The following is a 25,701-nucleotide window of genomic DNA, read 5'->3' as shown; positions in this document are numbered from 1 at the left end:
GGGACCGCCCAGATGAGAAGAGCCGCACTCCTGTCCGCCCTGGTGCTGGTGGCCGCCGGCCTCGCCGCGCCGGCCTCGCCGGTCGCCGCCGCGCCCACGCCGGCCGCCGCACCGCCCGACAGCAGCTTCCAGAAGGTCACGCTCAACGACTTCCCCGGCGAGCCGATGAGCCTCGCCGTTCTGCCCGACCTGCGGGTGCTGCACACCTCCCGCACCGGTGAGGTCCGCATCCACGACCCGCGTACCGGCCTGAACACCCTCGCCGCCGACGTGCCCGTGTACGAGCACGACGAGGAGGGCCTGCAGGGCATCGCGATCGACGCGGACTTCGCCCGCAACAAGTGGGTCTACCTGTACTACTCCCCGCCGGGGAACACGCCGGTCGACGACCCGGCGACGCCGGACGTCAACGAGGGGGATGCGCCGCTGGTCGGCACCGAGGCGGACTGGCAACGGTTCCGCGGCGTGCTGCGGCTGTCCCGGTTCAAGCTCGACGGGATGACGCTCGACCTGCGCAGCGAGCAGCGGATCATCGACGTGCCCACCGACCGGGGCATCTGCTGCCACGTGGGCGGGCAGATCGACTTCGACAGCAAGGGCAACCTCTACCTGTCCACCGGCGACGACACCAATCCGTTCTTCTCCGACGGCTACACCCCGATCGACGAGCGCGCCGACCGGAACCCGGCCTTCGACGCCCAGCGCACCTCGGCCAACACCAACGACCTGCGCGGCAAGCTGCTGCGGATCCGGGTCAACCCCGGCGGCGGCTACCGGGTTCCGGCGGGCAACCTGTTCCGGCCGGGCACCCCGAAGACCCGGCCCGAGATCTACGCGATGGGCCTGCGCAACCCGTTCCGGTTCGCCGTCGACCGACGCACCGACGACGTCTACCTCGCCGACTACTCCCCCGACGCCGGGTCGGCGAACCCGGACCGGGGACCGGCCGGACACGGCCGCTGGATGCTGGTCGACGAGCCGGCCAACTACGGCTGGCCGTACTGTGTCACGCCGACCATGCCGTACCGCGACTACGACTTCGCCACCGGCACGCCCGGGACCCACTTCGACTGCCGGCGGCCGGTGAACGACTCACCGCACAACACCGGGCAGCGCCGCCTGCCGCCGGTCGAGGCGCCGCAGGTCTGGTACCCGTCCGCGGCGTCCGGCGAGTTCCCGCAGCTCGGCACCGGCGGGATCGGCCCGATGGGCGGCCCGGCGTACGACTACGACGGGCGCAGCACCTCCCGGGTGAGGTGGCCCGCCTACTACGACGGGGTCCCGCTGTTCTACGAGTGGACCCGCGACTACATCAAGGAGTTCCGCCTCGACCGCTCCGGTGAGGTCGTCGACATCCGGCCGGTGGTGCCCTCGCTGGTGGTCGACAACCCGATGGACCTGGAGTTCGGCCCGGACGGCGCGCTCTACGTGCTCGAGTACGGCGACGGCTACTTCGCGGAGAACCCGGACGCCCAGCTGGCCCGGATCGACTTCGTCCGCGGCAACCGGACCCCGATCCCGAAGATCAGCGCCGACCCGACCGCCGGGCAGGCGCCGCTGACCGTCAACTTCTCCAGTGCCGGGACGGTCGACCCGGACGGCGACCCGCTGCGCTACGCCTGGGACTTCGACGCCGACGGTTCGGTCGACTCCACCGAGGCGAACCCGAGCTGGACCTACCGGAGCAACGGCTCGTACTCGCCGACGCTGAAGGTCACCGACCGCACCGGCCGGTCCGCGGCGGCCACCCTGCCGCTGCTGATCGGGCCGCGGGCGCCGATCGTGGAGTTCGTCGCGCCGGTGGCCGGTCAGCCGTTCGAGTTCGGGCAGACCGTCGCCTTCGAGGTCAAGGTCACCGACGACCGGCCGGTGGACTGCTCGCGGGTGCGGGTGACCTACATCCTCGGGCACGACGAGCACGGGCACCCGCTCTCCACCGCCTCGGGCTGCACGGGCACCATCACCACGTTCGTCGACGGCGGACACGGTGGCGCGCCCAACCTGTCCGCGGTCTTCGTCGCCGAGTACACCGACGCGCCGACCGAGCCGGACGTACCCCCGCAGACCGGGACGGCCACGGTGGTGCTGCACCCGACCTCGACCCAGTGACGCCAGGCCGGCGGCGGTCCCGGGCAACCGGGACCGCCGCCGGCGGCGTCAGGCCCCGCCGTCCTGGCCGTGGTTGCGTTCCCACCGGCCGCCCACCGGCGGGGTGTCCGCGCGGACGGCGGCCTCGGCGTTGCCGACGAGATCGTTCTCCTCCACCCGGCAGTCCACGCAACTGCCCTCGTCGGTGATCCAGAGACCGTGCGTCTGGGTGGCCGGATCCCGGCTGTCCCAGATCCGGTTGCCCCGCACGGTCGCCGACTCGAGCGTCGCGTTGACCGTGATCCCGGCCCGCACCGGTGGCGCGGCCGGCAACTCGTACGCCGTCCCCGGTATCGGCGTGTCGCCGCTCCACGCGGTGAACGCGCCCGGGCGGATCGGTGCCAGGGTCAGCGTGTCGGCGTCGTTGGCCGCCACCACCGCGATGGTCCGGCCGACCCGCACCACCTTGCCCCGGTGCCCGTCGTTCGGCCAGTCGGCCGTCCGGTCCACCACGGTCTTCTCGCTGTACCGCACCGAGTCGCCCCGCCCGATCATCGCCGGCGCCCACTGCCGGCCGTTGTTGCGAATCCGGTTGCCGACCACGATCGCGTCCCGGACCGGCCGGTCGAAGCGGATCGCGGTCGCCGCTGTTGCCGTAGAAGTCGTTGCTCTCGATGACGATCTCCTCGGCCGCCACCCTGGCCGCCGCGCCGAAGCTGCGCTGGTGGTAGCCGTGCCGTCCGTTGCCGCTGATCCGGTTGCCGCGGATGGTGTACGGCCCGGGGGTGTTGCCGATGCTGATCCCGTCGCGGACGTTGCCGTCGATCACGCAGTCGGTGAGGATGCCGCCGCGCCCGGCGGTGCGCGTGGTGCCCTTCGCCGAGACGTGGAAGCCGGCCTCCAAATTTCCGGTCATCGTGCAGGCCGTGACGGTTAGGCCGTTGGCGCCCCAGTCGGAGATGCCGAAGCGGTTGCCCTGGGCGTGGCAGCCGATCACCTTGATCCCCCGGGGACGCAGGCTCTCCGCGTCCTGCAGCTCGAGGAAGATGCCGTTGGTGGCGTTGCCCACCGCGCTGCAGTTGACGATGGCGAGCCGCTCGACGCTGCCCCATCCGCCGATGCCGATCCCGATCCCGGCGCCGCCCATCTCGGTGCCGTTGTCCAGCCGGCCGCATCCCACCACCAGCACCCCGTCGATCAGGCAGTCCTGCAGGAAGTCGCAGCCCAGCCCGGTGGCCGCGGTGTGGTGGATGTAGAGGTTGCGGAAGACGCCCCGGACCAGCTACTGCAACCCGAGTCCCTTGGCCAACGGGTGGTACTCCGCCGACGCCACCAGCGAGCCGTCGATCTCGAAGTCGGCGAAGGTGCAGTCGGCCAGGTGCCGGTCCCGGCCGGCGCCGTGCAGCAGGGCGGTGTGGAAGGCCAGCGGCGCCGGGTCGGCGCGGTTGCCGGCGTTGCTGAGCACGAACCGGGTCGCCCCCGGGCCGGCCCCGACCAGCGACACCCCGCTGCGCCAGACCGTGCCGGCGTCCCGCATCGAGTAGACCCCCGGGGGGCAGTGGATGACCCGGGCCCGCCCGTCGGCCTGGTAGGCGTCGCCGAGCCGGTCGACCAGCGCCGCGAGGGCGGGCTGGTCGTTGGTCACGCTGTCGCCGGTCAGGCCGTGCTCGCGCGCGTCGCAGAGCAGCGGAGCGCCGGCGACCGGATGGCTCCGCACACCGGCCGACACCGGACACGCCCGGGTGCGCCACGTCGTCCTCCCCTCGGCGACTGGGCAGCCCGCATTCCCGGTCCGGCCGGCCGGAAACGCGGCCCGGCCGCGACGGACGCCCACGAGCCCCGGCCTGGCTCGCGCCGCCCTTGGGAGCGCCGCGGACGCGACGGCCCCGGCCCGCGCGGGCCGGGGCCGTCGCCGCGGTCAGACGGTGGCGATCAGCAGGGCCGGCTGCTCGACGCAGTCGGCGACGTGCCGCAGGAACCCGCCGGCCACCCCGCCGTCGCAGACCCGGTGGTCGAAGGTGAGGCTGAGCTGGGTCACCTTGCGGACCGCCAGCTGGCCGTCGACGACCCACGGCTTGTCCACGATCCGCCCCACGCCGAGCAGCGCCGCCTCCGGGTGGTTGATGATCGGGGTGGAGCCGTCGACGCCGAACACCCCGTAGTTGTTCAGGGTGAAGGTGCCGCCGGTGAGCCGGGCCGGCGGCAGGGTGCCCGCCCGGGCCGCGGCGGTGGTGGCGGCCAGTTCGGCGGCCAACTCGCCGGTGGTCAGCCGCTGCGCGTCCCGCAGCACCGGCACGACCAGGCCACGGTCGGTCTGCGCGGCGATGCCCAGGTGCACCCCGGCCGACTGGACGATCCGCTGCGCCTCGGTGTTCACCCGGGCGTTGAGCTGCGGGTAGCGGCGCAGCCCGGAGAGGCAGATCCGGGCCAGCAGGGCCAGGATGCTGACCGGCTGGTCCGGCCGGGCGGCGTTGATCGCGGCCCGGGTCTCCAGCAGCGCGGTGGCGTCCACGTCCACCCAGATGGTGACCTCGGGGATCTCCCGCCGGCTGCGGGACAGCTTGTCGGCGATCGCCTTGCGGATGCCGGTCAGCGGGATGACCACGTCTCCGGCGTCAGCCGGGGCGAGCCCGGCGTGCGCCGCCGGCGCGTCGGCCGGATCCGGGCGGTCCGGCACGGCGGCCAGCCGGGCGGGTGCCGCCCCGGCCAGGACGGCCTCGACGTCGGCCCGGCGGACCACCCCACCGGGCCCGGTGCCGTGCAGCGTGGCCAGGTCCAGGCCGTGCTCGCGGGCCAGCCGGCGCACGATCGGCGAGATGACCAGGGCGGCCGAGGCCGGCGTGGCCCCGTTGGCGGGCGGCGTGGCGTCGTTGCCGGACGGCGTGGCCCCGTTGTCGTGCGGCGCGGGCTCCGGGGCGACCGCGAGCCGGGGCCGGCGACGCCGCCGCCCCGACCCGCCGTGGCCGGTGCCGTAGCCGATCAGGACGTTGCCCGACCCGGCCCGCTCCTCCTCACGGTAGGTGGCGTGGCCGGCCGGTTCGCCGCCGTCGGCGGGCGCCGTGGCGGCGTCCAGCGGGGCGATGGTGATCAGCGGCTGGCCGACCGGGCGGACCTCGCCCGCCGCGCCGTGCAGGGCCACCACCCGGCCGGCGTACGGGCAGGGCACGTCGACGACGGCCTTGGCGGTCTCCACCTCGACCACGGTCTGGTCCACGGTGACCGTGTCGCCGACGGCGACCCGCCACTCGACGATCTCCGCCTCGGTCAGCCCCTCGCCCAGGTCCGGCAGCCGGAACACCTGCTCGGTCATGCCGCGCTGCCTTCGGTCAGCCAGCGCGGGTCCGGCTGGTCGTCCCACTGCAGGCGGGCCACCGCGTCGAGCACCCGGTCCACGCCGGGCAGGTGGGTGTGCTCCAGCATCGGCGCCGGGTACGGGATGTCCAGCCCGCTGACCCGCAGCACCGGGGCGTGCAGGGCGTGGAAGCAGCGCTCCTGCACCCGGGCGGCGATCTCGGCGCCCACCCCGGCGAAGCCCTGCGCCTCCTGGATCACCACGCAGCGGCCGGTGCGGCGTACCGAGGCGGTGACCGTGGCGTCGTCGAACGGCACGATGGTGCGCACGTCCACCACCTCCAGGTCCCAGCCCTCCTCGCGGGCGGCCTCGGCGGCCTCCAGCGCGACCGGCACCGCCGGCCCGTACGCCACCAGGGTGGCGTCGCGGCCGGGCCGGCGGACGACCGCCCGGCCGAACGGCTCGGTGCGGGCCGGCAGCTCCGCCTCGGCACTGGAGAAGTAGAGCTTCTTCGGCTCCATGAAGACCACCGGGTCGGGGTCGGCGATCGCCTCGCGCAGCAGCGAGTACGCGTCCTCGACGGTGGCCGGGGTGACCACCTTCAGGCCGGGTGTGTGCGCGTAGTAGGCCTCGCTGGAGTCGCAGTGGTGCTCCACCCCGCCGATGCCGCCGGCGTACGGCACCCGGATCACGATCGGCACGCTGAGCGCGCCCCGGGTCCGGTTGCGCAGCTTCGCCACGTGCGAGGCGATCTGCTCGAACGCCGGGTAGGCGAACGCGTCGAACTGCATCTCGACCACCGGGCGCAGCCCGGACATGGCCAGGCCGACCGCGAACCCGACGATGCCGGCCTCGGCCAGCGGGGTGTCGAAGCAGCGCTGGTCACCGAACCGGGCCTGCAGGCCGTCGGTGATCCGGAAGACGCCGCCGAGCTGCCCGACGTCCTCGCCGAAGACGACCACCCGCTCGTCGTCGGCCAGCGCGTCGGCGAGCGCGGCGTTGAGCGCCTTCGCCATGGTGGTGGCCATCAGTGCTCCCCCTCGGCGTCCCGGTCGGCGGCCAGTTCGGCGCGGACCTGCTCCCGCTGCTCGACCAGCTGCGGGGTCGGCTCGGCGTAGACGTGGTCGAACAGGCTCAGCGGGTCGACCGTCGGCTGGGCGTTCATCCGGGTCCGCAGGTCGGCCGCGTACTCCTCGGCCTCGGCGGCGACCGCCGCGACGGCCTCCTCGTCGAGCACGCCGCGCTCCCGCAGGTAGGTCTCCAGCCGGGCGATCGGGTCCCGGTCCCGCCAGGCGTCGACCTCGGCGCCGTCGCGGTAGCGGGTGGCGTCGTCGGCGTTGGTGTGCGGCTCCATCCGGTAGGTGTGCGCCTCGACCAGGAACGGCCCGTTGCCGGCCCGGGCGTGCGCGACCGCGCGGTTCAGCACGGCGAGCACCGCCACCGGGTCGTTGCCGTCGACCTGCTCGCTGGCCACGCCGTAACCGACGCCCTTGTAGGCCAGCGACGGGGCGGCGGTCTGCCGGGACAGCGGGACGCTGATCGCGTACCGGTTGTTCTGCACGAAGTAGACCACCGGCGCCTTGAACACCGCGGCGAAGTTGATCCCCTCGTGGAAGTCGCCCTCGCTGGTGGCGCCGTCGCCGATGAAGGCCAGCGCCACGTTGTCCCGCCCCTGGTACGCCTCGCCGTAGGCGAGCCCGGCGGCGTGCACGCACTGGGTCGCCAGCGGGGTGCACTGCGGCGCGGTGCGCCGGGCGGCCGGGTCGTACCCGCAGTGCCAGTCGCCGCGCAGCAGGGTGAGCACCTCGACCGGGTCGAGGCCGCGGGAGACCAGCGCCATCGACTCGCGGTAGGTCGGGAAGACCCAGTCGGTGTCCCGCAACGCGAGCACCGCGCCCACCTGGCATGCCTCCTGCCCGCGCGACGACGGGTAGACCGCCAGTCGGCCCTGCTTGGTCAGGGCGGTGGCCTGGACGTCGAACCGGCGGCCGATCACCATCCGGCGGTACAGCTCGGCCAGCGCGTCGGCGGCCGGTTCGGGATAGTCGGCGCGGGCGGGCAGCGGGCTGCCGGTCGGGTCGAGCAGGCGTACCGGCTCGGCGGCCGGGAGCAGCCCGCGGGCCGGGTCGGGCGGGGTGGCCGACCGGCGGGTGGATGCCCTGCGGACCGCCTGGGGTGTGGTCGTCACGGCGGGGACCTCCTGGACGTGTGGTGGGCCTATGCTCCTGCTGTCGGATGATTGACTCAAGATCCACGCGAATTGCGGGACGGATGGCATGCGGGAGGCGTCGTGGTGAGCCAGGAATCCGGATCAGGGGCGGACGCGGCGGCCGTTACGGGACGATCGGCCCGCCCGCTCGACGAGGTGGACCGGCGGATCCTGGACGAACTGGTCCGGGACGGCCGCACCTCGGTGCGCACCCTCGCCGAACGGGTGCACGTGTCCCGCACCAACGCCTATGCGCGAGTCGAACGGCTGCTGCGCGATCGCGTGATCACCGGCTTCCGGGCGCACGTCGCGCCGGAGGCCGCCGGGCTGGGCACCTCGGCGTACATCGCGCTGAAGATCGAACAGAACACCTGGCGGGAGGTCTCCGCGGAGCTGGCCCGGGTGCGCTACATCGAGCACGCGGCGCTGCTCGGCGGTGACCACGACGTGCTGGCGCTGGTCCGCGCGCCGGACAACGCCACCCTGCGGGACGTGGTGCTCAACCGGGTGCAGAGCATCGCCGGGGTGCTCTCCACCCGCACCTGGCTGGTCTTCGAGGAGTTCGACGGCGAGCGCAGCCCGTGGGCGTGAGCCGGCCTCACCGCTCGGGCGGCGCCTCCAGGCCCTCCCGGTCGGCCAGCTCGAGCAGCGGCTCCAGCGGGAAGCGCCGCTCGTCCAGCCCGGCGTGCGGGTCGCCGCGCTCGGCGAACCGGGCCGGCATCGACGGCACGTCGAAGTCCTCCGGCCGCGCGTCGTCCAGCTCCGACCAGTCCAGCGGCGCAGAGACCAGCGCCTGCGGGGTGGGCCGGATGGAGTACGCGGAGGCCATGGTGTGGTCCCGGGACATCTGGTTGTAGTCCACGAAGACCGGCCGGTCCCGCTGGTCGCGCCACCAGGTGGTGGTGACCAGCTCCGGCAGCCGGCGCTGCATCTCGCGGCCCAGGGCCAGCACCGCCCGCCGGCAGTCGCCGAAGCTCCACCGGGGCTCGATGGAGAGGTAGACGTGCAGGCCCCGCCCGCCGGTGGTCTTCGGGTAGCCGGTCAGGCCCAGCTCGTCGAGGAACGCCCGCACCTCGCGGGCCACCGGCACCACCTGGTCGAAGCCCACCCCCGGCATCGGGTCGAGGTCGATCCGCAACTGGTCGGGCCGCTCCACGTCGGCCGCGGAGACCGGCCACGGGTGGAACCGCAGGGTGCCGAGGTTGGCCGCCCAGATCACCACGGCCAGCTCGCTCGGCGCCACCTCGTCGGCCGTCCGCCCACTGGGGAAGGTGATGTGCGCGGTGCGGACCCAGTCGGGCGCGCCCGCCGGCAGCCGCTTCTGGTAGAAGGCGTCGCCGCGGTTGTCCTGCCGGGTGCCGATCTTCGCGCCCGGGAAGACGCCCCGCGGCCAGCGCTCTAGCATGGTCGGCCGGTCGCGCAGCGCGCGCAGGATGCCGTCGCCGACGGCGAGGAAGTAGCGCACCACGTCCAGCTTGGTCAGCCCACGCTCTGGAAAGTAGGGCTTGTCCGGGTTGGAGACGCGGACAACCCGCTCCCCCACCTCGATCTCCTCGGCCGCCGTCGCCACGCCTCACACCTTGACATCCTCTCCGCCCCGAAGGACGGGGATTCCCTCCACGCCGCGCGTGGACTGCGCGGCGTCCGGGTGGGTTACCGCTTCTCTGCGCGCCGCCGGCACGGGTGCCGGTCTTACGTACGCTCCACGGTCTTTTGACTTGTCCGCCTGTCCAGCGGCCAACACGTTCTTGGCGGCGTTGATGTCCCGGTCGTGGTGGCTGCCGCACGGGCAGTCCCACGACCGGATGGACAGATCCAACTTGTCGTTGATCCGTCCGCAGACTGAGCACATGCGGGTAGACGGGAAGAACCGGTTCACCCGTGCGAAGGTGCGCCCGTACCGGGCGGCCTTGTACTCCAACATGCTGGTGAAGCTGGCCCATCCGGCGTCATGGACGCTCTTGGCGAGCCGGGTCCGGCCGAGACCAACGACGCACAGGTCCTCGACGTACACCGCTTGGCTGTCGCGGATGATCATCGTGGACAGCTTGTGCTGCCAGTCCCGTCGGGTGTCGGCCACCCTGGCGTGCGCCCTCGCCACCTTGACGACGGCCTTCTTGCGGTTGTTGCTGCCCCGCTGCTTGCGGGACAGGTCGTGCTGCAATCGGCGCAGCTTGCGGGCCGCGCGGCGCAGGAACTTCGGTGCGGCAACCTTCGTGCCGTCAGACAGGACCGCGAAGTGCGTCAGTCCGAGGTCGATACCGACCTCCGACTCGGTCGATGGCAGTGTCTCGTCCTCGGCGGTCTGCACGACGAACGAGGCGAAGTGCCGGCCCGCCGCATCCCGGATCACCGTCACGGACGACGGTTCGGCCGGGAGGTTGCGCGACCAGCGGACCAGCACGTCGCCGACCTTCGGCAGCCGCAGACGGCCGTTGTCTAGCACCGCGAACCGGGCGTTGCGAGTGAAGCGGATGGCCTGCCGGTTGTCCTTGCGTGACCGAAACCGCGGCGGTGCCAGCTTGCGGCCCTTGCGCTTGCCGGACACCGAGTTGAAGAAGTTGCAGTACGCGGTGCTCAGATCCGCCAGTGCCTGCTGCAACACCACCGCCGACACCTCGCCCAGCCATGCCCGCTCCGGCGTGCCCTTAGCCTGGGTGATGACCTGCTTGGACAGGTCCCCGTCCGACACGTACGACAGGCCATACGCCCATGCCTGCTGGCGTACGCGCAGCCCGTCGTTGAACACCACCCGCGCGCACCCGAATGCCCGCGCCAACGACTGCTGCTGCCCGGGACTCGGGTAGATGCGGTAGTTGTACCGGAGCTGCACGTACAACAGGGTACAGCAACGTACGATTACTGCCATGACGGACACGACCGAGATTCGAGCAAGCGACCTTCGACAGAACCTGGCTGACATGCTGAACGACGTTGCCGTCCACGGCCGTATCGTCTACGTGACCCGTAACGGCCGCCGAATCGCCGCACTCGTCCCCGTACCCGTGGCTGAGCAGATCGAGAAGCCGCCGGCCTAAGGCAGCGCTCGGGCCTTGGTGGCCCTCCCCACGCAGGCTTCACCCCCGCCATCAAGGGCGGAGCATGGCCCGCATCCCGGTAGCGGCGCCCGGCCGGTGCCGGGGACAGCGCGCCGCGCGCGACCAGCGCACCGGTCGGGCGGCTTCCGGCGATCCACGGGCCGGCAGCTCTGACTCAGGCGATCAGCGTGATGCCGACGACCACGAGCGGCAGCCCGACGAAGAGAAAGATCCCGACGCCGGTGAGCACCCGCCCGCCTCCGCCGGTCTCCTGCTCCGGCGCGAGCCCGAAGGTGGACCGGGCGTCGAGCATGCCGATCCGGCTCAGCGTCAGGTCACCGGTCACCCCGAGCAGGGCGCCGACGACCACGAGCGCGATGCCGAACCGGGAGACGAAGTCGCCGCCGGCGACCGCCACCCAGATCCCCGCCGCCGCCGCGACCACCACCAGCGCGATCGCGAGCAGCACCAGCGCCTCGCGCAGACCCCGGACGACCGTCATCGACGACCTCACCTCCGCCTCCCGGCGGCGTGGCCGCCCCGGGCGGACATTGTGCCCCGTCGACGCGTCGTGCCGCTGCCCCGGACGACGGCGACCGGCGGTCGGATCACCGACTCTCGCCGCGATCAGGTCGGTGGCCGGTGGTGCGCGGATCCGGTCCCGGCGCGCACGGGGACCGGGTCGACGACTCGTCGACCCGGTCCCCGTGCCGGACCTCAGCGCTGTTCCTGCTGTATGCGGCTCATCAGCATCTGCTTGCCCTGGTCGCCCGCCTTGCGGTTGTTCTCCTGGATCTTGCGGAACCAGGTAGCGAGTTCCGTGTCGCCCCGGGCGTCCGCGTCGGCGATGTACGTGTCCATCCGGTACACGTTTTCCAGTGACATCTGCAGCGTGCGGATGAGGTCGTAGTTCTTGTCCTTGAGCGGGCTCTTCTGTTCCTTGGTCATGGTCGCCACGGCGCAACCTCCCCTGTCGGTGATCGTGGAGCCAGCGCTTACCCGGCCTCGGCGGGTTCACGCCCACGCTCCGGGCTACGCTGCCGGACCGGGAGGGTGGTCGTGGGCGCGAGGGCGAGGTACGCGGGGTTTGCCATGTTGCTGCTCGTCGCCGGTTGCGTCGACCAACCGCCGCCGCCGACCGCCGAGGACTACGTCGGGGTCTGGTGCGGCCCGGACCGGGACGTGCTCACGCTCGACCCGGCCCGCACGTTCACCGCCACCGACGTCTCGACCCAGCTCGTCGACGAGGTCCTGCACGACGAGGCGTACGTGGTGGGATACCGGCGGCAGACCGACTACAACGGCGTGACACCGGAGCGGGGCGCCGGCCGCTGGCACGTCTTCGTCGACCGCGGTGACATGTTCCAGGCCCGCCGGGAGCACGTCGTGCTGAACTGGTCGACCTTCGACGCGACCGGCGTGGACGAGGAACTGGAGCTGACCGTCGCCGGGAACGGGGACGAGCTGGTGCTCGGCGTCGAGCGGATCGATCCGGACTTCACCATCCTCTTCGTCCGCTGTCCGGCGGGACGGCCCGGCCGGGACGCCGGTCCCACCGGCTGAGCCGCCGCCACCCTGCGGTTACCACCCACGACACCCGGGTACGGGTTGCCCCATGGAACTGGCAGCGCTCTGGATCGTCCGGCACGGCGAGAGCACGGCGAACGTGGCGGCGAGCGCGGCCGAGCAGTCGGGGGCCGAGCTGATCGAGCTGACCCACCGGGACGCCGACGTGCCGCTCTCCCCGACCGGCGAGGAACAGGCCCGGGCCACCGGGCGGTGGCTGGCCGGGTTGCCCGAGTCCCGCCGTCCCGACCAGGCGGTGGTGTCGCCGTACCTGCGCGCGGTGCGCACCGCCGAGCTGGCGCTGGCCGGCACCGGCATTCCGGTCGTCCGCGACGAGCGGCTGCGCGACCGGGAGCTCGGCATCCTCGACGGGCTGACCGGCCACGGGGTGCGCCAGCGGTATCCGGACGAGGCGGCCCGCCGGGCCCGGCTGGGCAAGTTCTACTACCGGCCTCCCGGTGGGGAGTCCTGGACGGATGTGGCGCTGCGGCTGCGTACCCTCCTCGGCGACCTGCGCCGCGACCACCCGGGCCGCCGGGTGCTGCTCTTCGGGCACGACGCGCTGGTCTTCCTCACCCGCTACCTGGTCGAGCAGCTGACCGAGGCGGAGCTGATGGCGTTGACCCGCGGGCAGGTCATCGCCAACTGCTCGATCACCGGCTGGTCCGCCGACGAGCACGGCCGGTTGACCCTCGACGTGTTCAACGACGTGTCCCACCTGCGCCGCCAGGGCGCGCCGCCGACCCGGGAGGACGAGGTCCATGCCGAACCGGTCTGACACCCTGGTGATCACGCCCCGACTGCTGCGGGACTGGGCGCTGCCGGTGCCGACCGGCGGCAAGCAGGCCCGCGGCACCGTGCTGGTGGTGGGCGGCTCCCGGTTCACCCCCGGCGCGGTGCTGCTCGCCGGGGTGGCCGCGCTGCGCACGGGCGCCGGCGTGCTGCAACTGGCCGCCGCCGAGTCCACCGCCGCCGCGCTGAGCATCCAGGTGCCGGAGGCGCTGGTGGTGGGGCTGCCGGAGACCACGGACGGCGCGATCGCCGGCCAGCCCGGCGATCGGCTGACCGAGCTGGTGGCCGAGGCGGACGTGGTGGCCGTCGGCCCCGGGCTCAAGGACATCGACGAGACCCGGGCCCTGCTCAACCTGGTGCTCGACGGGGCCGGCCCGGAGACCGCGCTGGTGCTCGACGCGTACGCCCTGGGCGCGCTCAGTCACAGCCGGGACCTGCTGGTCGGGTCCGGCCGGCCGGTGGTGCTGACGCCCAACCTGACCGAGGCGCGCCACCTGCTCGGCCGGGAGCCCGGCGACGACCTGGACGCGGAGGCGGCCGAGCTGGCCCGGCGGTACGACGCGGTGGTGTCGCTGTACGGCCACATCGCCACCCCGGACGGGCGGGGCTGGCGGGAGGAGGAGAGCGGCGACGCGGGCCTCGGCACCTCGGGCAGCGGGGACGTCCGGGCCGGGTTGCTGGCCGGGCTGCTCTCCCGGGGCGCGGAGCCGGCGCAGGCCGCGTGCTGGGCCGCGTTCGCCCACGCGGTGAGTGGCCAGCGGCTGGTTCCCCGGTTCGGCCGGATCGGTTTCCTCGCCCGCGAGCTGCTCGACGAGATCCCGCACACTCTCGCCACTGTCTGACACTCCTTGCCCACCCGGGGAAGTGTGTGTAACGCCACACCGGCGCCCGGCGCTTGTTGCACAGAAGCAAGCATCCTGCCTGCTTCCCGCCGGTCCGCGCCCCCACCAGGGACGCGTCAGCCGGCGGGCAACGGCCCCCCTGGGAGTCTGTGTGAAGAACCTCCGCCGCAAGACACTGGCCGCCGCGTCCGCCGTGACGCTCGGCGTCGGTCTGGCCGTCACCGGCGGGCTCGCGCCCGCCGCGTCGGCCGCCGGCCCGGACACCACGTTCCTGGTCCTCGCCCCGCAGGGGGCGAAGACCGACAAGGCGGCCGCCCGCGTGGCCGCCGCCAAGGGCACGGTGGTGGCCAGCTACGACCAGATCGGGGTGCTCGTCGCCCGCTCGACCAACCCCGACTTCGCCACCGACGTGGCGGGCGCGGGCGTCGAGTCGGTGGCGTCCACCGCCGGCCTGGGCACTGCCCTCGACCAGGGCGAGACCGTGGAGGTGGCCGCGGCCGACGCCGTGACCGCCACCGCCGACCCGACCACGGAACCGCTCTTCGGTCAGCAGTGGGACATGCCGATGATCGGTGTCCCGCAGGCGCACGCGATCAACGCCGGCAGCGCCGACGTGGTCGTGGGCGTGCTGGACAGCGGCATCTCCAGCAGCCACCCCGACCTGGCCAGCCAGATCGCCAAGGACAAGAGCGCGTCCTGCATCGGTGGTGTCGCCGACACCACCGAGGCGGCCTGGAACCCGACCACCTCCGACCACGGCACCCACGTGGCCGGCACCATCGCCGCCGGCGTCAACGGCGTCGGGGTGACCGGGGTGGCGCCGGACGTCAAGGTGGCCGCCGTCAAGGTGGTCAACGACGACCTGTTCATCTACCCGGAGGCCGCGATCTGCGGCTTCGTCTGGGCCGCGGAGCACGGCATGCGGGTCACCAACAACAGCTACTACATCGACCCGTGGGAGCTGAACTGCCGCAACGACGCCCGTCAGCGTCCGGTGTGGCAGGCCGTGCAGCGGGCCATCCGCTACTCGCAGTCCAAGGGCGTGCTCAACGTGGCGTCCGCGGGCAACTCGAACTGGGACCTCGCCCACAAGAACTACGACGACGAGCGGCCCAACGACGGCAGCTACCCGGACGAGTCGGCCGAGCTCAACAGCGCCTGCCTCGTCCTGCCGGGCGAGGCGCCGGGCGTGCTGACCGTCTCGGCGGTCGGCCGGACCGGGGAGAAGAGCTTCTACTCCTCGTACGGGCAGGGCGTGGTCGAGGTGACGGCACCGGGCGGCGACACCCGGTTCCGTACCCAGGGTGCCGTGGGCACCAGCACCGATGGCATCCTGTCGACCACCTTCAACATCACCACCCGCACCAACGGGTGGGGCTACAAGCAGGGCACCTCGATGTCCAGCCCGCACGCCGCCGGCGTGGCGGCGTTGGCCCTGTCGGCCCACCCGGGCATGACGCCGGGTCAGCTCACCTCGTTCCTGGAGCGCACCGCCGAGGCGAAGTCCTGCCCCGAGGGTGTCTACAACCCGGCTCCACTGCACCCGGACGGCCCGAACGCGTACGACTCGACCTGCTCCGGTGGGGCGCGCAACTCGTTCTACGGCGCCGGCATGGTCAGCGCCTACAACGTGGTGCGGTAGCAGCACAGCACGACCAGTGGCGGGGCCCGGCGGTGATCCGCCGGGCCCCACCCGTTTTCGCTGCTCACGGCCGGGGTACGGGAGGAGGCGTCCGACGAGCCGAGGAGGCCAACGGTGTCCACCGACGCCATCGTCCTGTTGAAAGAGGACCACAAGGAGATGCGGCGCCTGTTCAAGGCATTCCAGGATGCCGAGGAGGGGCCGGCGAGCAAGCGGCAGCAGCTGGTGGGGCAGATCATCGAGGCGCTCACCGTGCACACGTACCTGGAGAACGAGGTGATGTACCCGGAGGTCCGCAAGCTCCTGCCGGACCTGGAGGACGACATCCTCGAGTCGTACGAGGAGCACCACGTCGCCGACCTGCTCTGCGCCGAACTGTTCACCATGGACGCCGCGGACGAGCACCTTAACGCGAAGACCACGGTGCTGATCGAGAACGTCCTGCACCACGTCGAGGAGGAGGAGCAGGAGTGGTTCCCGAAGGTGCGCGAGGCGCTCGGCCGTAAGCAGTTGCAGGAGATCGGCGAGCGGATGATCGAGCTGCGCGACAAGGCTCCCCGCAAGCCCACCGACCCGAAGGCGATCAAGAAGTCGCTGGACGCGGTGACCGCCTGAGCGGCGACGAGCGCGACGGGCCCCGGCGCGTCGGGGCCCGTCGTCATGCCGGGGGCGCCGGCAGGATCCGCCGCAGCCGCCCCGGCGGTACGGCCCGCTGCCGCCACTCCCGCGGATAGCCCACCGACACCTCCTCGAACCGCACGCCGTCGTGCCAGGTGGTCCGGGGAATGTGCAGGTGCCCGTAGACCACCGCGGCGGCGTCGAAGCGCAGGTGCCAGTCGGCGGTGGCCTCGGTGCCGCACCACTGGGCGAAGATCGGGTAGCGCAGGACCCGGGTCGGCTCGCGGACCAGCGGGTAGTGGTTGACCAGCACGGTCGGCAGCGCCGGCTCCCGCTCGGCCAGCCGCTGCCGGGTCTGCGCGACCCGGGCCGCGCACCAGGCCGGACGGCTCGGGTACGGGTCGGGGTGCAGCAGGAACTCGTCGGTGCAGACGATCCCCGTCCGGTACGCCTCGGCCAGCGCCGCCTCGCGGGTGTCGAACCCGTCCGGCAGCCAGCTGTGGTCGTAGAGCAGGAACAGCGGAGCCACCAGCACCGGCCCGCCCGACCCCCGCCACACCGGGTACGGGTCCTCCGGGGTGAGCACGCCCAGCCGCCGGCAGACCGCCACCAGGTGCTGGTAGCGCTCCAGCCCGTGCAGCGCCACCGGGTCGTTCGGCGGGGTCCAGAGTTCGTGGTTGCCGGGCGCCCAGACCACCCGGGCGAAGCGGTGGGCCAGCAGCCCGAGGGCCCACTCGACGTCGGCCACCGTGTCGGCCACGTCCCCGGCGACGAGCAGCCAGTCGTGCGGCGAGTCGGACCGCAGCCCCTCGACGACGGCCCGGTTCTCCCGGTGGTTGACGTGCAGGTCGCTGATGGCGAGCAGACTGCCGCCCTCGCTCCCGTCGGCCGCCATGCCCCGATCCTATGGACCACCCCACCCCCACGGCGACCCCCACTCGCCACCCCGGCCACCGGGCACCGGTCCGCACAACTTCCGCGAAGTTGTCGCCTCGCCGCACCGGGAGGCCGCACCTCCGGCTGTGCGCTCGGACGGACGGGCCAACCGCCCGGCGCGCCACGAGCCGGAGGCGGACCGGGGTGGCGGGCCGCGGACCCGGTAGGATCAGCCCGGGCCGTGACTGGCGCGTGGGGATGGAGCACCATCGGGAAGCGGTCCCGTCATGAGGACGCATGCCGAGCGCCTGGGCCTTCCGCACGTCACCTGGAGGTCGCATGTCGTCGCTGAACGCCGAATCCACCGCTTTCCGCAGCGCCCTCGAGGTGATCCGCGCGGTCGAACCGCGGGTGGCCGACGCCATCGGGGCGGAGCTCGCCGACCAGCGCGAGTCGCTCAAGCTGATCGCGAGCGAGAACTACGCCTCCCCGGCCACCCTGCTGGCGATGGGGAACTGGTTCAGCGACAAGTACGCCGAGGGCACCGTCGGCCGCCGCTTCTACGCCGGCTGCCAGAACGTCGACACGGTGGAGGCGCTCGCCGCCGAGCACGCCCGGGAGCTGTTCGGCGCCGCGCACGCGTACGTGCAGCCGCACTCCGGCATCGACGCCAACCTGGTCGCGTTCTGGGCGATCCTGGCCGACCGGGTCGAGTCGCCGGCGCTGCGGAAGGCGCAGGTCCGGCAGGTCAACGAGCTCACCGAGGCGGACTGGTTCGCGCTCCGCCGCGAGCTGGGCAACCAGCGGATGCTGGGCATGTCGCTGGACGCCGGCGGGCACCTCACCCACGGCTTCCGGCCGAACATCTCCGGCAAGATGTTCGACCAGCGCAGCTACGGCACCGACCCGGCCACCGGCCTGGTCGACTACGACAAGGTCGCCGAGGCGGCCCGCGAGTTCAAGCCGCTGATCCTGGTCGCCGGTTACTCGGCGTACCCGCGGAAGGTCAACTTCCGGATCATGCGGGAGATCGCCGACTCCGTCGGCGCCACCTTCATGGTCGACATGGCGCACTTCGCCGGCCTGGTCGCCGGCAAGGTCTTCACCGGCGACTTCGACCCGGTGCCGCACGCGCACATCGTCACCACCACCACCCACAAGTCGCTGCGCGGGCCGCGCGGCGGCATGGTGCTCTGCCAGCCGGAGCTGGCCGACCAGGTGGACCGGGGCTGCCCGATGGTGCTCGGCGGCCCGCTGCCGCACGTGATGGCCGCCAAGGCGGTCGCCCTGGCCGAGGCCCGCCGTCCCGACTTCGCCGACTACGCCCAGCGGATCGTCGACAACGCGCAGGCCCTCGCCGAGGGGCTGCTGCGCCGGGGCGGCAAGCTGGTCACCGGCGGCACCGACAACCACCTGGTGCTGATCGACGTCTCCGGTTACGGGCTGACCGGCCGGCAGGCCGAGCAGGCGCTGCTCGACTCGGGCATCGTCACCAACCGCAACTCGGTCCCGCAGGACCCGAACGGTGCCTGGTACACCTCCGGCATCCGGATCGGCACCCCGGCGCTGACCACCCGCGGGCTGGGCACCGCGGAGATGGACCAGACCGCCGAGCTGATCCACACCGTGCTCAGTCAGACCACGCCGGGCAGCAACGCCGACGGCACCCCGTCGAAGGCCAAGTACGTGCTCGACCCGGCCGTCGCCGACAAGATCAGCCGGCAGGCCGCCGAGCTGCTCACCGGCTTCCCGCTCTACCCCGCCGTCGACCTGGGCTGACCCGCACCACCCCCGACGCCCCGCCCGGCCCCGCCGCGCGGGGCGTCGCCGTCCGCGCGCCCACCCCCTACACTCCTCCGTTGATCATGAGGTTGACGGTGTGGGTCCGGACATTTCGCACCGCTAACTTCATGATCAACGGGGTGGGTGGGCGGGAGGGCAGCGCGGCGGGGTGCGGGGTCAGCGGGTGCGGTTGCGGAGGGCGCGGAGGCGGTGCAGGGTGTCGGCGCCGCCGCGACCGAAGTGGTCGTGCATCGCGCGGTACTCGGCGTACAGCTCGTCGTAGACCGCCGCCCGGGCGGGGTCCGGGTGCCAGGTCTCCCGGCGAGGGGCGCCCATCGCGGCCGAGGCGGCCGGCACGTCGGGGTACGCCCCGGCGGCCACCGCGGCGTGGATCGCCGCGCCCAGCGCCGCCGGGTGCGCGGAGTCCACCACGTGCAGCGGCCGGCGCAGCACGTCGGCGTAGATCCGCAGCAGCAGCCGGTTGTCGGTCAGCCCGCCGGCGACGGTCAGCTCGGCCACCCGCACCCCGGCGTCCTCGAACGCGGCGACCACGGTCCGCGCGCCGAACGCGGTCGACTCCAGCAGCGCCCGCCAGATCTCCTCGGGCCGGGTGGCCAGGGTCAGCCCGAACAGCACGCCGCTGAGCTCGTGGTCCATCAGCACCGAGCGGTTGCCGCTGTGCCAGTCCAGCGCGAGCAGGCCGTGCCTGCCGACCGGTTGCTCGGCGGCGAGGGAGTCGAGCAGCTGGTACGGGCTCACCCCGAGCGCGCGGGCCCGCTCGGCGTACGACGCGGGCAGGGCGTTGGTCACGTACCAGGCGAAGATGTCGCCCACCCCGCTCTGCCCGGCCTCGTATCCCCAGGCGCCGGTGGTGACGCCGCCGTCGACCACGCCGCACACCCCGGGCACCTCGTGGCAGGCGTCCGCGTTCATGATCAGGCAGGTGGAGGTGCCGAGCACGGCGAGCATCCGCCCGGGCTCCACCGCCCGGGCCGCCGCGGCGGTGACGTGCGCGTCGATGGTGCCGGCGGCGACGGCGGCGCCCACCGGCAGGCCGGTCCACCCGGCCGCCTCGGGGGTGAGCCCGCCGGCCCGGGCGCCCAGCGGCGCGAGCGGGCCGTCGACGCGCGGCAGCAGGGCGTCCAGCCGGGGGGGCAGGGCGCGCAGGAACTCCGCCGACGGGTACCGCCCGTCCTGGCGCAGCCCCTTGTAGCCGGCGGCGGTGACGTTGCGGGTCTCCCGGCCGCAGAGCTGCCAGACGATCCAGTCCGCCGCCTCGATCCAGCGCTCCGCGCGGTCGAAGATCTCCGGGTCCTCCTCCAGCAGCTCCAGCGCCTTGGCCAGCTGCCACTCCGCCGAGACCCGGCCGCCGTAGCGGGCCAGCCAGCGCTCACCGCGCTCGACGGCCAGGGCGTTGATCCGGTCGGCCTGCCGCTGCGCCGCGTGGTGCTTCCACAGCTTCGGGTACGCGTGCGGCCGGTCGGCCAGCCCGGGCAGCTCGCAGAGCGGGGTGCCGTCGGCGCGGGCGGGGAGCACGGTGCTGGCGGTCGCGTCGACGCCGATGCCGAGCACGTCGTCGGGGCGTACCCCGGCGGCGCGCAGCGCGGCGGGCACCGCCACCCGCAGCACCTCGCGGTAGTCGTCGGGGTGCTGCACCGCCCAGTCGGGCGGCAGCGCCGGGCCGCCGGGGAGCCGTTCGGTCATCACCCCGTGCCGGTAGGGGTGCACCGCCTCGCCGACCTCGGTGCCGTCGGCGACGTCCACCACCAGGGCCCGACCGGAGAGGGTGCCGAAGTCGACCCCGACCACGTACCGGGGCCGCCCGTTCGCGGGCTGCGCCACTGCTCCTCCTCCCGCCGCCACCCGGCACCTGGCGACCGGCCGCCGGCGGCGGGAGGCAACGGTAACAACACCGCCGGGTGAACGGCACGCCGCCGGCGTATGTCGGCGGGCAGGACGGGGGACGCCGGGCGGGTCAGCCGATCGGGCGCTTGAGGTGGTAGCGGTGCACCTCGGTGCTGCCCTGGACGTTGTTCACGTCCTCGGCGGCGGAGACCAGTTCCCAGCCCTCCCGGCCGACCCGGTTGAGGTGCGCGATCGCCGTGTCGCCGTACGCGGTGATGTCCCGGCGTGTCCCGTCCGGGCCGTACCAGATGAAGCTGACGTGGAAATTGCGGCCCTGCCCCTGGTAGCGGCGGACCAGCAGGGCGTACTCCCAGGCGATCATGGCGTCCATTATGACCGTCCATGCAGGACGCGTGAACGCGGGCAGTGGCGGATTGCCATGCGGTGAACGCGGTGTGTCAGCCGACCCGGCTGGGCGTGCCACGGCAGGCCAGCGACACCGCGTCCGGCTGGTGCTGGGCCACCGCCTGCCGGTCCATGCTCAGTCCACCGTCCGGGTGCGCAGCTCGCGGGCGGCCGCCGGGTCGGCGCAGCCGGCCAGCGCCAGCGCGTCGCGGAACTCGGCGGCCAGCAGGGACAGCGCCGCCTCGGCGCCGGCCCGGCCGCCGACGGCCAGCGCCCAGAGCATCGGCCGGCCGACCAGCACCCCGTTCGCGCCGAGCGCCAGCGCGCGCAGCACGTCGACCCCGCCGCGGACGCCGCTGTCCAGCAGCACCTCGCAACGGTCGGTGACGGCCGCGACCACCTCGGGCAGCACGGCGGCGGTGGCCGGCGCTCCGTCGAGCTGCCGGCCGCCGTGGTTGGAGACCACCACCGCGTCGGCGCCGGCGGCGACCGCGAGGGCGGCGTCGCGCGGGTCGAGGATGCCCTTGACCACCAGCGGCAGGGCGGTGCGCCCACGCAGCCAGTCCAGGTCGGCCCAGGTCAACGCGGGCGCGAAGGCCTGGTCGGTGTGCGCGGCGACCGCGGAGGCGCCCGGCGTGACGGTGTGCGCGAGGTCGTCCCGCCCGGCCGGCAGGTTGGCCGCCACCACGTGCGGCGGGATGGCGAACGCGTTGCGCACGTCGCGCAGCCGCCGGCCGAGGATCGGCACGTCCACGGTGACGGTGAGCGCGGTGCAGCCGGCCTCGTGCGCCCGGTCCAGCAGGTCGGTGACCAGGCCCCGGTCGCGCAGCCAGTAGAGCTGGAACCAGACCGCCGCACCGGTCGCCGCGATCTGTTCGATCGGCACGCTGCTCAGCGTGCTGGCCAGGTACGGCACGCCGGCCGCCCCGGCCGCGCCGGCCAGGGCCAGTTCCCCGTCCGGGTGCACCAGCCGCTGGTACGCCATCGGTGCGACCGCCACCGGCAGCGCGTACGGCGTGCCGAGCAGCCGCGCCCCGGTGCGGGGGGTGGACACCTCGCGCAGCACCCGGGGCAGCACGGCCACCCGGTCCAGGGCGCGCCGGTTGGCGGCGAGGGTGGTTTCGGCGCCGCTGCCGCCGTCGATGTAGTCCCACACCTCGGGTGGCAGCACCGCCCGGGCCGGCGCGGCGAAGTCGGCCAGGCAGGCCGGTCCGGGCGGCTCCGCCACCGGCACGTCCGGTTTCGGCAGCACACCCTCAGCCATCCTCCGGCCCCTTCCCCACCTGCACCGCCTGCGGATCGGCGCCGGTCAGCCCGAACCGAGTCGCCATCGAACCTCCATCGCGTGGCAGCCCAGGGCCGTCCACTGACGGCCGTCGCCTGGACGTGGACCGGAAACTAGCGGCCGGGAAAGGTCGCCGTCAATCACCCTGCTGGGGATGGCCGCCGCCTGCCTGCTGGTGACCCTGCTTCCGCTCGCCGGCATCCTCCGCACCACCCGCACCCACCCCGCCCCCGCCACTCCTGACCCGATGTCGGTTGGTCGTGGAGTTCGCGTCAGATTCCGGCCCCGACGTGGCGAGCGGTGAACCACCATGACATTCCCCGGCCCGGGGGCTGACCGTCAGGCGACCCGCCGGCGGCGGGCGGCGCGTATGGTCGGGCCGTGGCCACCTGGGACGACGTACGCCGCATCGCGCTGGACCTGCCGGAGACAAGTGAGCACCCGTCGTACAACGGGGCACCGGCGTGGCGGGTGAAGAAGAAGTCCTTCGTCTTCGACCGCCCGTTGCGCAAGGCCGACCGGGAGGCGCTCGGGGCGGCCGCGTCGGACGGCCCGGTGCTCGGGGCTTACGTGCCTGATCTCGGGGCCAAGGAGGCGCTGCTCGCCGACGACCCGGCCGTCTACTTCACCACCCCGCACTTCGGCGGCTACCCGGTGATCCTGGTGCGGCTCGACCGGATCGACGTCGAGGAGCTGACCGAACTCGTGGTCGAGGCGTGGTACGCCTGCGCGCCGAAGCGCCTCGCCGCCGCGTACCAGGCCGGGCAGACACCCACCGCCTCGTCCTGAGCCGGTACGGCCGGGCCGGCCGCCACCGGTCAGGCGTGCGGGCGGTGGAACCGCAGCGGGACGCCGGCGTCGTCGAGCACCGCGGCGTAGTGCCGCACCAGGTCGTCGAGTCTGCGGGTCAGGTCGTCCGCCTCGTCGCGGGCCTCGTCCAGCCGGCCGTCGCGCACCCTGTCACGCAGCAGCCGCGCCTGCTCGGCGAGGGTGGCGAGGGTGTCGCCCTGCAGCAGCATCCCCGGGAAGCGCCGCCACGGCAGCCGCAGGACCACCGCGTTGGTGTCGCGGTTCCAGACCTCGACCTCCTGGGATTCCACCGGCCGAGCCTAGAGCGGGGCGCGACGGCGGGCGGCACCGGGCGCGGGCGACCGGCCACCGGGGCCGTGTTGCCCCGGACGGTGCGCCGCGCTCAGGGTGGCCGTCCGGGCGCCGGCCGAGCGCGCGCGTGGGCCGCGGCTCAGGGGTGGTCGTTCGGGGCCGGCCGGGCGCCGAGGGGCAGCCGGTAGATCCGCAGCGGCCGCTCGACGCTGTCCCGGTCGCCGGCCATCCCGGCGGTGCGGTGCAGCTGGGTCACCGGGATCAGCAGGGCGCCGTCGCCGTCGATCCAGAGCGCATCGGCGAAGGCCAGGCGCGGGTCGGCGACCAGCACCTCGATCTCGCGGTCGGCGTCGATCCGCAGGATCCGGCGGCGGTCCACGTCGCTGAGGTAGATGGCGCCGTCGGCGTCGATCGCGGTCCCGCCGGTGGACGGGGTGTCCAGCCAGCGCTCGACGGCCCCGGAGAGGGTGTCGGCCGGGACGTCGGGGTCGTCCAGCCAGCGGGTGGCGACCCGGGCGAGCGGACCGCAGGCCGGCTGGAAGTAGAGGTGGACGCCGTCGGGCGAGACCTCCAGCTGGTCGGCGTGCAGCCGGACCTCGGCGCCGTCCGGGTCCCGCAGCGCGGTGCCGTCCGCGCTCATCGGTTCACTGGCGGTGGTGCTCCAGTGCCCGTCCAGCACCCGGCGGGCCCGGCCGCTGGGCAGGTCGAGCACCACCAGGCCGGGCGCGCCGGCGTCGGTGAGGTAGGCGGTCGGGCCGTTGAACCGGACGTCGTCGAGGAAACTCGTCGGTCGGGTCGCGGCGGTCAGGTCGTACGCGCGGGTGATCCGGTCGGCGGCGAGGTCGACGGCGAGCAGGCGGGGGCCGCCCGGCACGGGCGGCGCGCCGAACCCGGGAGTGCCGCTGTCGACGAGCCAGAGCAGCCCGTCCGGCCCGATCCGCAGGCTGTTCACGGTGACGAAGGCGCCGTCCGGGTCGTGGTCGTCGCGAACCGCGTTCCAGGCCGCGTCCGGGTACGGCGCGGCCGCCCCGTCGGCCCGCAGTTCCGCCAGCCTGATCCCGGGCCCGTCGGCGTTCGGGTAGCAGACGAACGTCCGCCCGGCGGCCGTCGTCACGCCGTTCCAGATCCGGTCCGAGGCGTGCACGGGCACCAGCGGGTCGTCCTCCCGGTCCGGCAGCTCACCGCTCATCCCACCCGCTCCCTCCGTCGCGACGCTCCCGGGGCAGCGGCCTACCCGCCGAACCGCTCGCCATGCCCGCCCCCGGGCGACGAGCGGTTCACCCGGCAGACGCCGGCACTGCGACCTGAGATCCCCAGGGCCGCCGGGGCGCCCGGGCCCTGGGTGCCCCCTGGTCGGACCTGGCGCCTGCCCGGTCAGGCCCGGCCGGCGCCGGCCGGAACCGTCCGCTCGTCGCCGCAGCCCGGACAGCGGATGCGCGTCCCGACGACGTCAACCCGACAGCGCCACCGCCACGGCCTCTTCGGGGGTGGTGACGTGCACCGGGCCGGGGACCGGGGTGCCGTCGGCGTCGAGGATCCGCCACCCACCGAGCACCACCACGGGGATGCCGCCGCGGCGCAGGCCGAGCGCCACCTCGCTGAGGGTGCCCCAGGATCCGCCGACGGCGATCACCGCGTCGGCGCTCCACACCAGGATCGCGTTGCGGGCCTGGCCCATGTTGGTGACCAGTACCGCGGAGCAGTCGGCCGGGCCGGGGTCGGTGCCGTCGTCCGGGCGTACCCCGATCACCAGGCCGTCGCGGGAGCGGGCGCCGGCGGCCACGGCGGCCATCACCCCGCCGCCGGCCCCGCAGAGCAGGGTCGCGCCGCGCTCGGCGAGCAGTTCGCCCACCCGGCGGGCGTACGCCAGCTCGGTCTCGGACGCGGACGCCGGGCCGCAGACCGCCACCTGCACCATGCTCGCGCCCCCTTCCGCCGCCCATCATGCCCTTGGCGGCGGGTGGCTCCCCGACGGATCCGCCGGGCAGTTGCCGTTGCCACCGGAGGTCAGGGTGCCGGCGGAGGCGCGACGCGGGCGGTGCGCCGCTCCCCGTCCATCGCGCGCATCGCGCGGGCCAGGGTGGCGGCGTGCAGTTCGGTCTCACCGCGCTCGCGCATCAGCTCGGCCACCGCGGCGACGGCCCGCGCCTCGGCGGCCAGGGCCTGGGCGGCGATCACGCAGCCGAGCGGGTCGAAGTGCCCGCTGTCGCGGGCCGGGTTGAGCCGGGCGACCAGGTCGACGACGCGCAGGTACCGCTCGACGAGTTCCTGTTCGGCCCGGGTCAACGCGGGCAGGTCACGGTCGCTCACCCCCACAGCC

Annotated in this window: 25 protein-coding genes, 1 pseudogene and 1 riboswitch; of the genes and pseudogenes, 10 read left to right on the top strand and 16 right to left on the bottom strand. The window is 73.8% G+C overall.

Going from position 1 to position 25,701, the window contains the following annotated elements; genetic code table 11:
* Positions 1 to 12: 12 nt before the first annotated feature.
* Positions 13 to 2,109 carry a PQQ-dependent sugar dehydrogenase gene (locus ACVCAH_RS10945; RefSeq protein WP_447135955.1) on the top strand — a complete coding sequence of 699 codons (2,097 nt, stop codon included), beginning with the start codon at positions 13 to 15 and terminating at the stop codon, positions 2,107 to 2,109.
* Positions 2,110 to 2,157: 48 nt separating this feature from the next.
* On the opposite strand, the pseudogene ACVCAH_RS10940 reads toward ACVCAH_RS10945, so the two are convergent.
* The 4 genes and pseudogenes from ACVCAH_RS10940 to pdhA form a co-directional block, all read right to left on the bottom strand.
* Positions 2,158 to 3,817: pseudogene (locus ACVCAH_RS10940) on the bottom strand (right-handed parallel beta-helix repeat-containing protein).
* 189 nt (positions 3,818 to 4,006) lie between these two features.
* Entirely contained in the window at positions 4,007 to 5,398 is a 1,392-nt protein-coding gene (locus tag ACVCAH_RS10935) for a dihydrolipoamide acetyltransferase family protein (RefSeq protein WP_447135954.1), read from the bottom strand.
* Entirely contained in the window at positions 5,395 to 6,411 is a 1,017-nt protein-coding gene (locus ACVCAH_RS10930; protein WP_447136015.1) for an alpha-ketoacid dehydrogenase subunit beta, read from the bottom strand. The genes ACVCAH_RS10935 and ACVCAH_RS10930 overlap by 4 nt, the downstream gene beginning before the upstream one ends.
* Entirely contained in the window at positions 6,408 to 7,601 is a 1,194-nt protein-coding gene (pdhA, locus tag ACVCAH_RS10925) for a pyruvate dehydrogenase (acetyl-transferring) E1 component subunit alpha (RefSeq protein WP_447136014.1), read from the bottom strand. Before pdhA ends, ACVCAH_RS10930 begins: the two co-directional genes overlap by 4 nt.
* A 69-nt stretch (positions 7,602 to 7,670) precedes the next feature.
* Here pdhA and ACVCAH_RS10920 point away from each other — a divergent pair, with 69 nt between their 5' ends.
* Positions 7,671 to 8,180 carry an Lrp/AsnC family transcriptional regulator gene (locus ACVCAH_RS10920; protein ID WP_447135953.1) on the top strand — a complete coding sequence of 170 codons (510 nt, stop codon included), beginning with the start codon at positions 7,671 to 7,673 and terminating at the stop codon, positions 8,178 to 8,180.
* Between the two features lie 7 nt (positions 8,181 to 8,187).
* On the opposite strand, the gene ACVCAH_RS10915 is transcribed toward ACVCAH_RS10920, so the two are convergent.
* Both ACVCAH_RS10915 and ACVCAH_RS10910 read right to left on the bottom strand, forming a co-directional pair.
* The gene (locus ACVCAH_RS10915) at positions 8,188 to 9,159 is read right to left on the bottom strand and encodes a DNA polymerase domain-containing protein (protein ID WP_447135952.1); all 972 of its coding nucleotides are present in this window, start codon (positions 9,157 to 9,159) and stop codon (positions 8,188 to 8,190) included.
* A gap of 3 nt (positions 9,160 to 9,162) precedes the next feature.
* The gene (locus tag ACVCAH_RS10910; protein ID WP_447135951.1) at positions 9,163 to 10,422 is read right to left on the bottom strand and encodes an RNA-guided endonuclease InsQ/TnpB family protein; all 1,260 of its coding nucleotides are present in this window, start codon (positions 10,420 to 10,422) and stop codon (positions 9,163 to 9,165) included.
* A 34-nt stretch (positions 10,423 to 10,456) separates the two neighbouring features.
* On the opposite strand from ACVCAH_RS10910, the gene ACVCAH_RS10905 reads away from it, so the two are divergent.
* Complete coding sequence (locus ACVCAH_RS10905) at positions 10,457 to 10,627, top strand: type II toxin-antitoxin system prevent-host-death family antitoxin (RefSeq protein WP_447135950.1); 171 nt, start codon at positions 10,457 to 10,459, stop codon at positions 10,625 to 10,627.
* A gap of 175 nt (positions 10,628 to 10,802) precedes the next feature.
* Here ACVCAH_RS10905 and ACVCAH_RS10900 read toward each other — a convergent pair whose 3' ends face one another.
* Both ACVCAH_RS10900 and ACVCAH_RS10895 read right to left on the bottom strand, forming a co-directional pair.
* Positions 10,803 to 11,129: a hypothetical protein gene (locus ACVCAH_RS10900; protein ID WP_447135949.1), complete on the bottom strand. Its 327-nt coding sequence runs from the start codon at positions 11,127 to 11,129 to the stop codon at positions 10,803 to 10,805.
* 215 nt (positions 11,130 to 11,344) lie between these two features.
* On the bottom strand, positions 11,345 to 11,575 hold the full coding sequence (locus tag ACVCAH_RS10895) for a hypothetical protein (protein WP_447136013.1): 231 nt from the start codon (positions 11,573 to 11,575) through the stop codon (positions 11,345 to 11,347).
* Between the two features lie 144 nt (positions 11,576 to 11,719).
* Here ACVCAH_RS10895 and ACVCAH_RS10890 point away from each other — a divergent pair, with 144 nt between their 5' ends.
* The 5 genes from ACVCAH_RS10890 (at position 11,720) to ACVCAH_RS10870 (ending at position 16,084) form a co-directional block, all read left to right on the top strand.
* Positions 11,720 to 12,190: a hypothetical protein gene (locus ACVCAH_RS10890; protein ID WP_447135948.1), complete on the top strand. Its 471-nt coding sequence runs from the start codon at positions 11,720 to 11,722 to the stop codon at positions 12,188 to 12,190.
* A 52-nt stretch (positions 12,191 to 12,242) separates the two neighbouring features.
* On the top strand, positions 12,243 to 12,971 hold the full coding sequence (locus ACVCAH_RS10885; RefSeq protein ID WP_447135947.1) for a histidine phosphatase family protein: 729 nt from the start codon (positions 12,243 to 12,245) through the stop codon (positions 12,969 to 12,971).
* Positions 12,955 to 13,827 (top strand): NAD(P)H-hydrate dehydratase, encoded by an 873-nt coding sequence (locus ACVCAH_RS10880; protein ID WP_447135946.1) that lies wholly within the window; start codon positions 12,955 to 12,957, stop codon positions 13,825 to 13,827. The genes ACVCAH_RS10885 and ACVCAH_RS10880 overlap by 17 nt, the downstream gene beginning before the upstream one ends.
* A 151-nt stretch (positions 13,828 to 13,978) precedes the next feature.
* Positions 13,979 to 15,469 carry a S8 family peptidase gene (locus ACVCAH_RS10875; protein ID WP_447135945.1) on the top strand — a complete coding sequence of 497 codons (1,491 nt, stop codon included), beginning with the start codon at positions 13,979 to 13,981 and terminating at the stop codon, positions 15,467 to 15,469.
* Between the two features lie 114 nt (positions 15,470 to 15,583).
* Positions 15,584 to 16,084, top strand: a complete 501-nt coding sequence (locus ACVCAH_RS10870) for a hemerythrin domain-containing protein (protein WP_447135944.1) — start codon at positions 15,584 to 15,586, stop codon at positions 16,082 to 16,084.
* Between the two features lie 43 nt (positions 16,085 to 16,127).
* On the opposite strand, the gene ACVCAH_RS10865 is transcribed toward ACVCAH_RS10870, so the two are convergent.
* Positions 16,128 to 16,982 (bottom strand): metallophosphoesterase family protein, encoded by an 855-nt coding sequence (locus ACVCAH_RS10865; RefSeq protein ID WP_447135943.1) that lies wholly within the window; start codon positions 16,980 to 16,982, stop codon positions 16,128 to 16,130.
* 212 nt (positions 16,983 to 17,194) lie between these two features.
* A riboswitch (ZMP/ZTP riboswitch) is annotated at positions 17,195 to 17,284 on the top strand.
* A gap of 18 nt (positions 17,285 to 17,302) precedes the next feature.
* Between ACVCAH_RS10865 and ACVCAH_RS10860 the strand changes: the two genes are divergently transcribed.
* Positions 17,303 to 18,742, top strand: a complete 1,440-nt coding sequence (locus ACVCAH_RS10860) for a glycine hydroxymethyltransferase (protein WP_447135942.1) — start codon at positions 17,303 to 17,305, stop codon at positions 18,740 to 18,742.
* A 180-nt stretch (positions 18,743 to 18,922) separates the two neighbouring features.
* Here the strand turns inward: ACVCAH_RS10860 and ACVCAH_RS10855 are convergent, their stop codons facing one another.
* From ACVCAH_RS10855 to ACVCAH_RS10845, 3 genes are all read right to left on the bottom strand, one after another.
* Positions 18,923 to 20,587 carry a ribulokinase gene (locus ACVCAH_RS10855; RefSeq protein ID WP_447135941.1) on the bottom strand — a complete coding sequence of 555 codons (1,665 nt, stop codon included), beginning with the start codon at positions 20,585 to 20,587 and terminating at the stop codon, positions 18,923 to 18,925.
* A 133-nt stretch (positions 20,588 to 20,720) separates the two neighbouring features.
* Entirely contained in the window at positions 20,721 to 20,981 is a 261-nt protein-coding gene (locus tag ACVCAH_RS10850; protein ID WP_447135940.1) for a hypothetical protein, read from the bottom strand.
* A gap of 150 nt (positions 20,982 to 21,131) precedes the next feature.
* Positions 21,132 to 22,259, bottom strand: coding sequence for an alpha-hydroxy acid oxidase (locus ACVCAH_RS10845; protein ID WP_447135939.1), 1,128 nt, complete (start codon positions 22,257 to 22,259; stop codon positions 21,132 to 21,134).
* 402 nt (positions 22,260 to 22,661) lie between these two features.
* On the opposite strand from ACVCAH_RS10845, the gene ACVCAH_RS10840 reads away from it, so the two are divergent.
* The gene (locus tag ACVCAH_RS10840; RefSeq protein ID WP_447135938.1) at positions 22,662 to 23,069 is read left to right on the top strand and encodes an MmcQ/YjbR family DNA-binding protein; all 408 of its coding nucleotides are present in this window, start codon (positions 22,662 to 22,664) and stop codon (positions 23,067 to 23,069) included.
* Between the two features lie 29 nt (positions 23,070 to 23,098).
* Here the strand turns inward: ACVCAH_RS10840 and ACVCAH_RS10835 are convergent, their stop codons facing one another.
* The 4 genes from ACVCAH_RS10835 to ACVCAH_RS10820 form a co-directional block, all read right to left on the bottom strand.
* Positions 23,099 to 23,380 carry a DUF6959 family protein gene (locus ACVCAH_RS10835; RefSeq protein WP_447135937.1) on the bottom strand — a complete coding sequence of 94 codons (282 nt, stop codon included), beginning with the start codon at positions 23,378 to 23,380 and terminating at the stop codon, positions 23,099 to 23,101.
* Positions 23,381 to 23,520: 140 nt separating this feature from the next.
* Positions 23,521 to 24,570: an L-dopachrome tautomerase-related protein gene (locus tag ACVCAH_RS10830; protein WP_447135936.1), complete on the bottom strand. Its 1,050-nt coding sequence runs from the start codon at positions 24,568 to 24,570 to the stop codon at positions 23,521 to 23,523.
* 261 nt (positions 24,571 to 24,831) lie between these two features.
* Positions 24,832 to 25,299, bottom strand: coding sequence for an SLOG cluster 4 domain-containing protein (locus ACVCAH_RS10825; protein WP_447135935.1), 468 nt, complete (start codon positions 25,297 to 25,299; stop codon positions 24,832 to 24,834).
* Between the two features lie 89 nt (positions 25,300 to 25,388).
* A complete protein-coding gene (locus ACVCAH_RS10820; protein ID WP_447135934.1) occupies positions 25,389 to 25,691 on the bottom strand; it encodes a hypothetical protein in 303 nt (100 codons plus the stop codon).
* Positions 25,692 to 25,701: the final 10 nt, after the last annotated feature.

The organism is Micromonospora sp. LZ34 (assembly GCF_052981855.1).
Note: the sequence above shows the minus strand (reverse complement) of the source record. Positions and strands in the feature narration are given on the sequence as shown.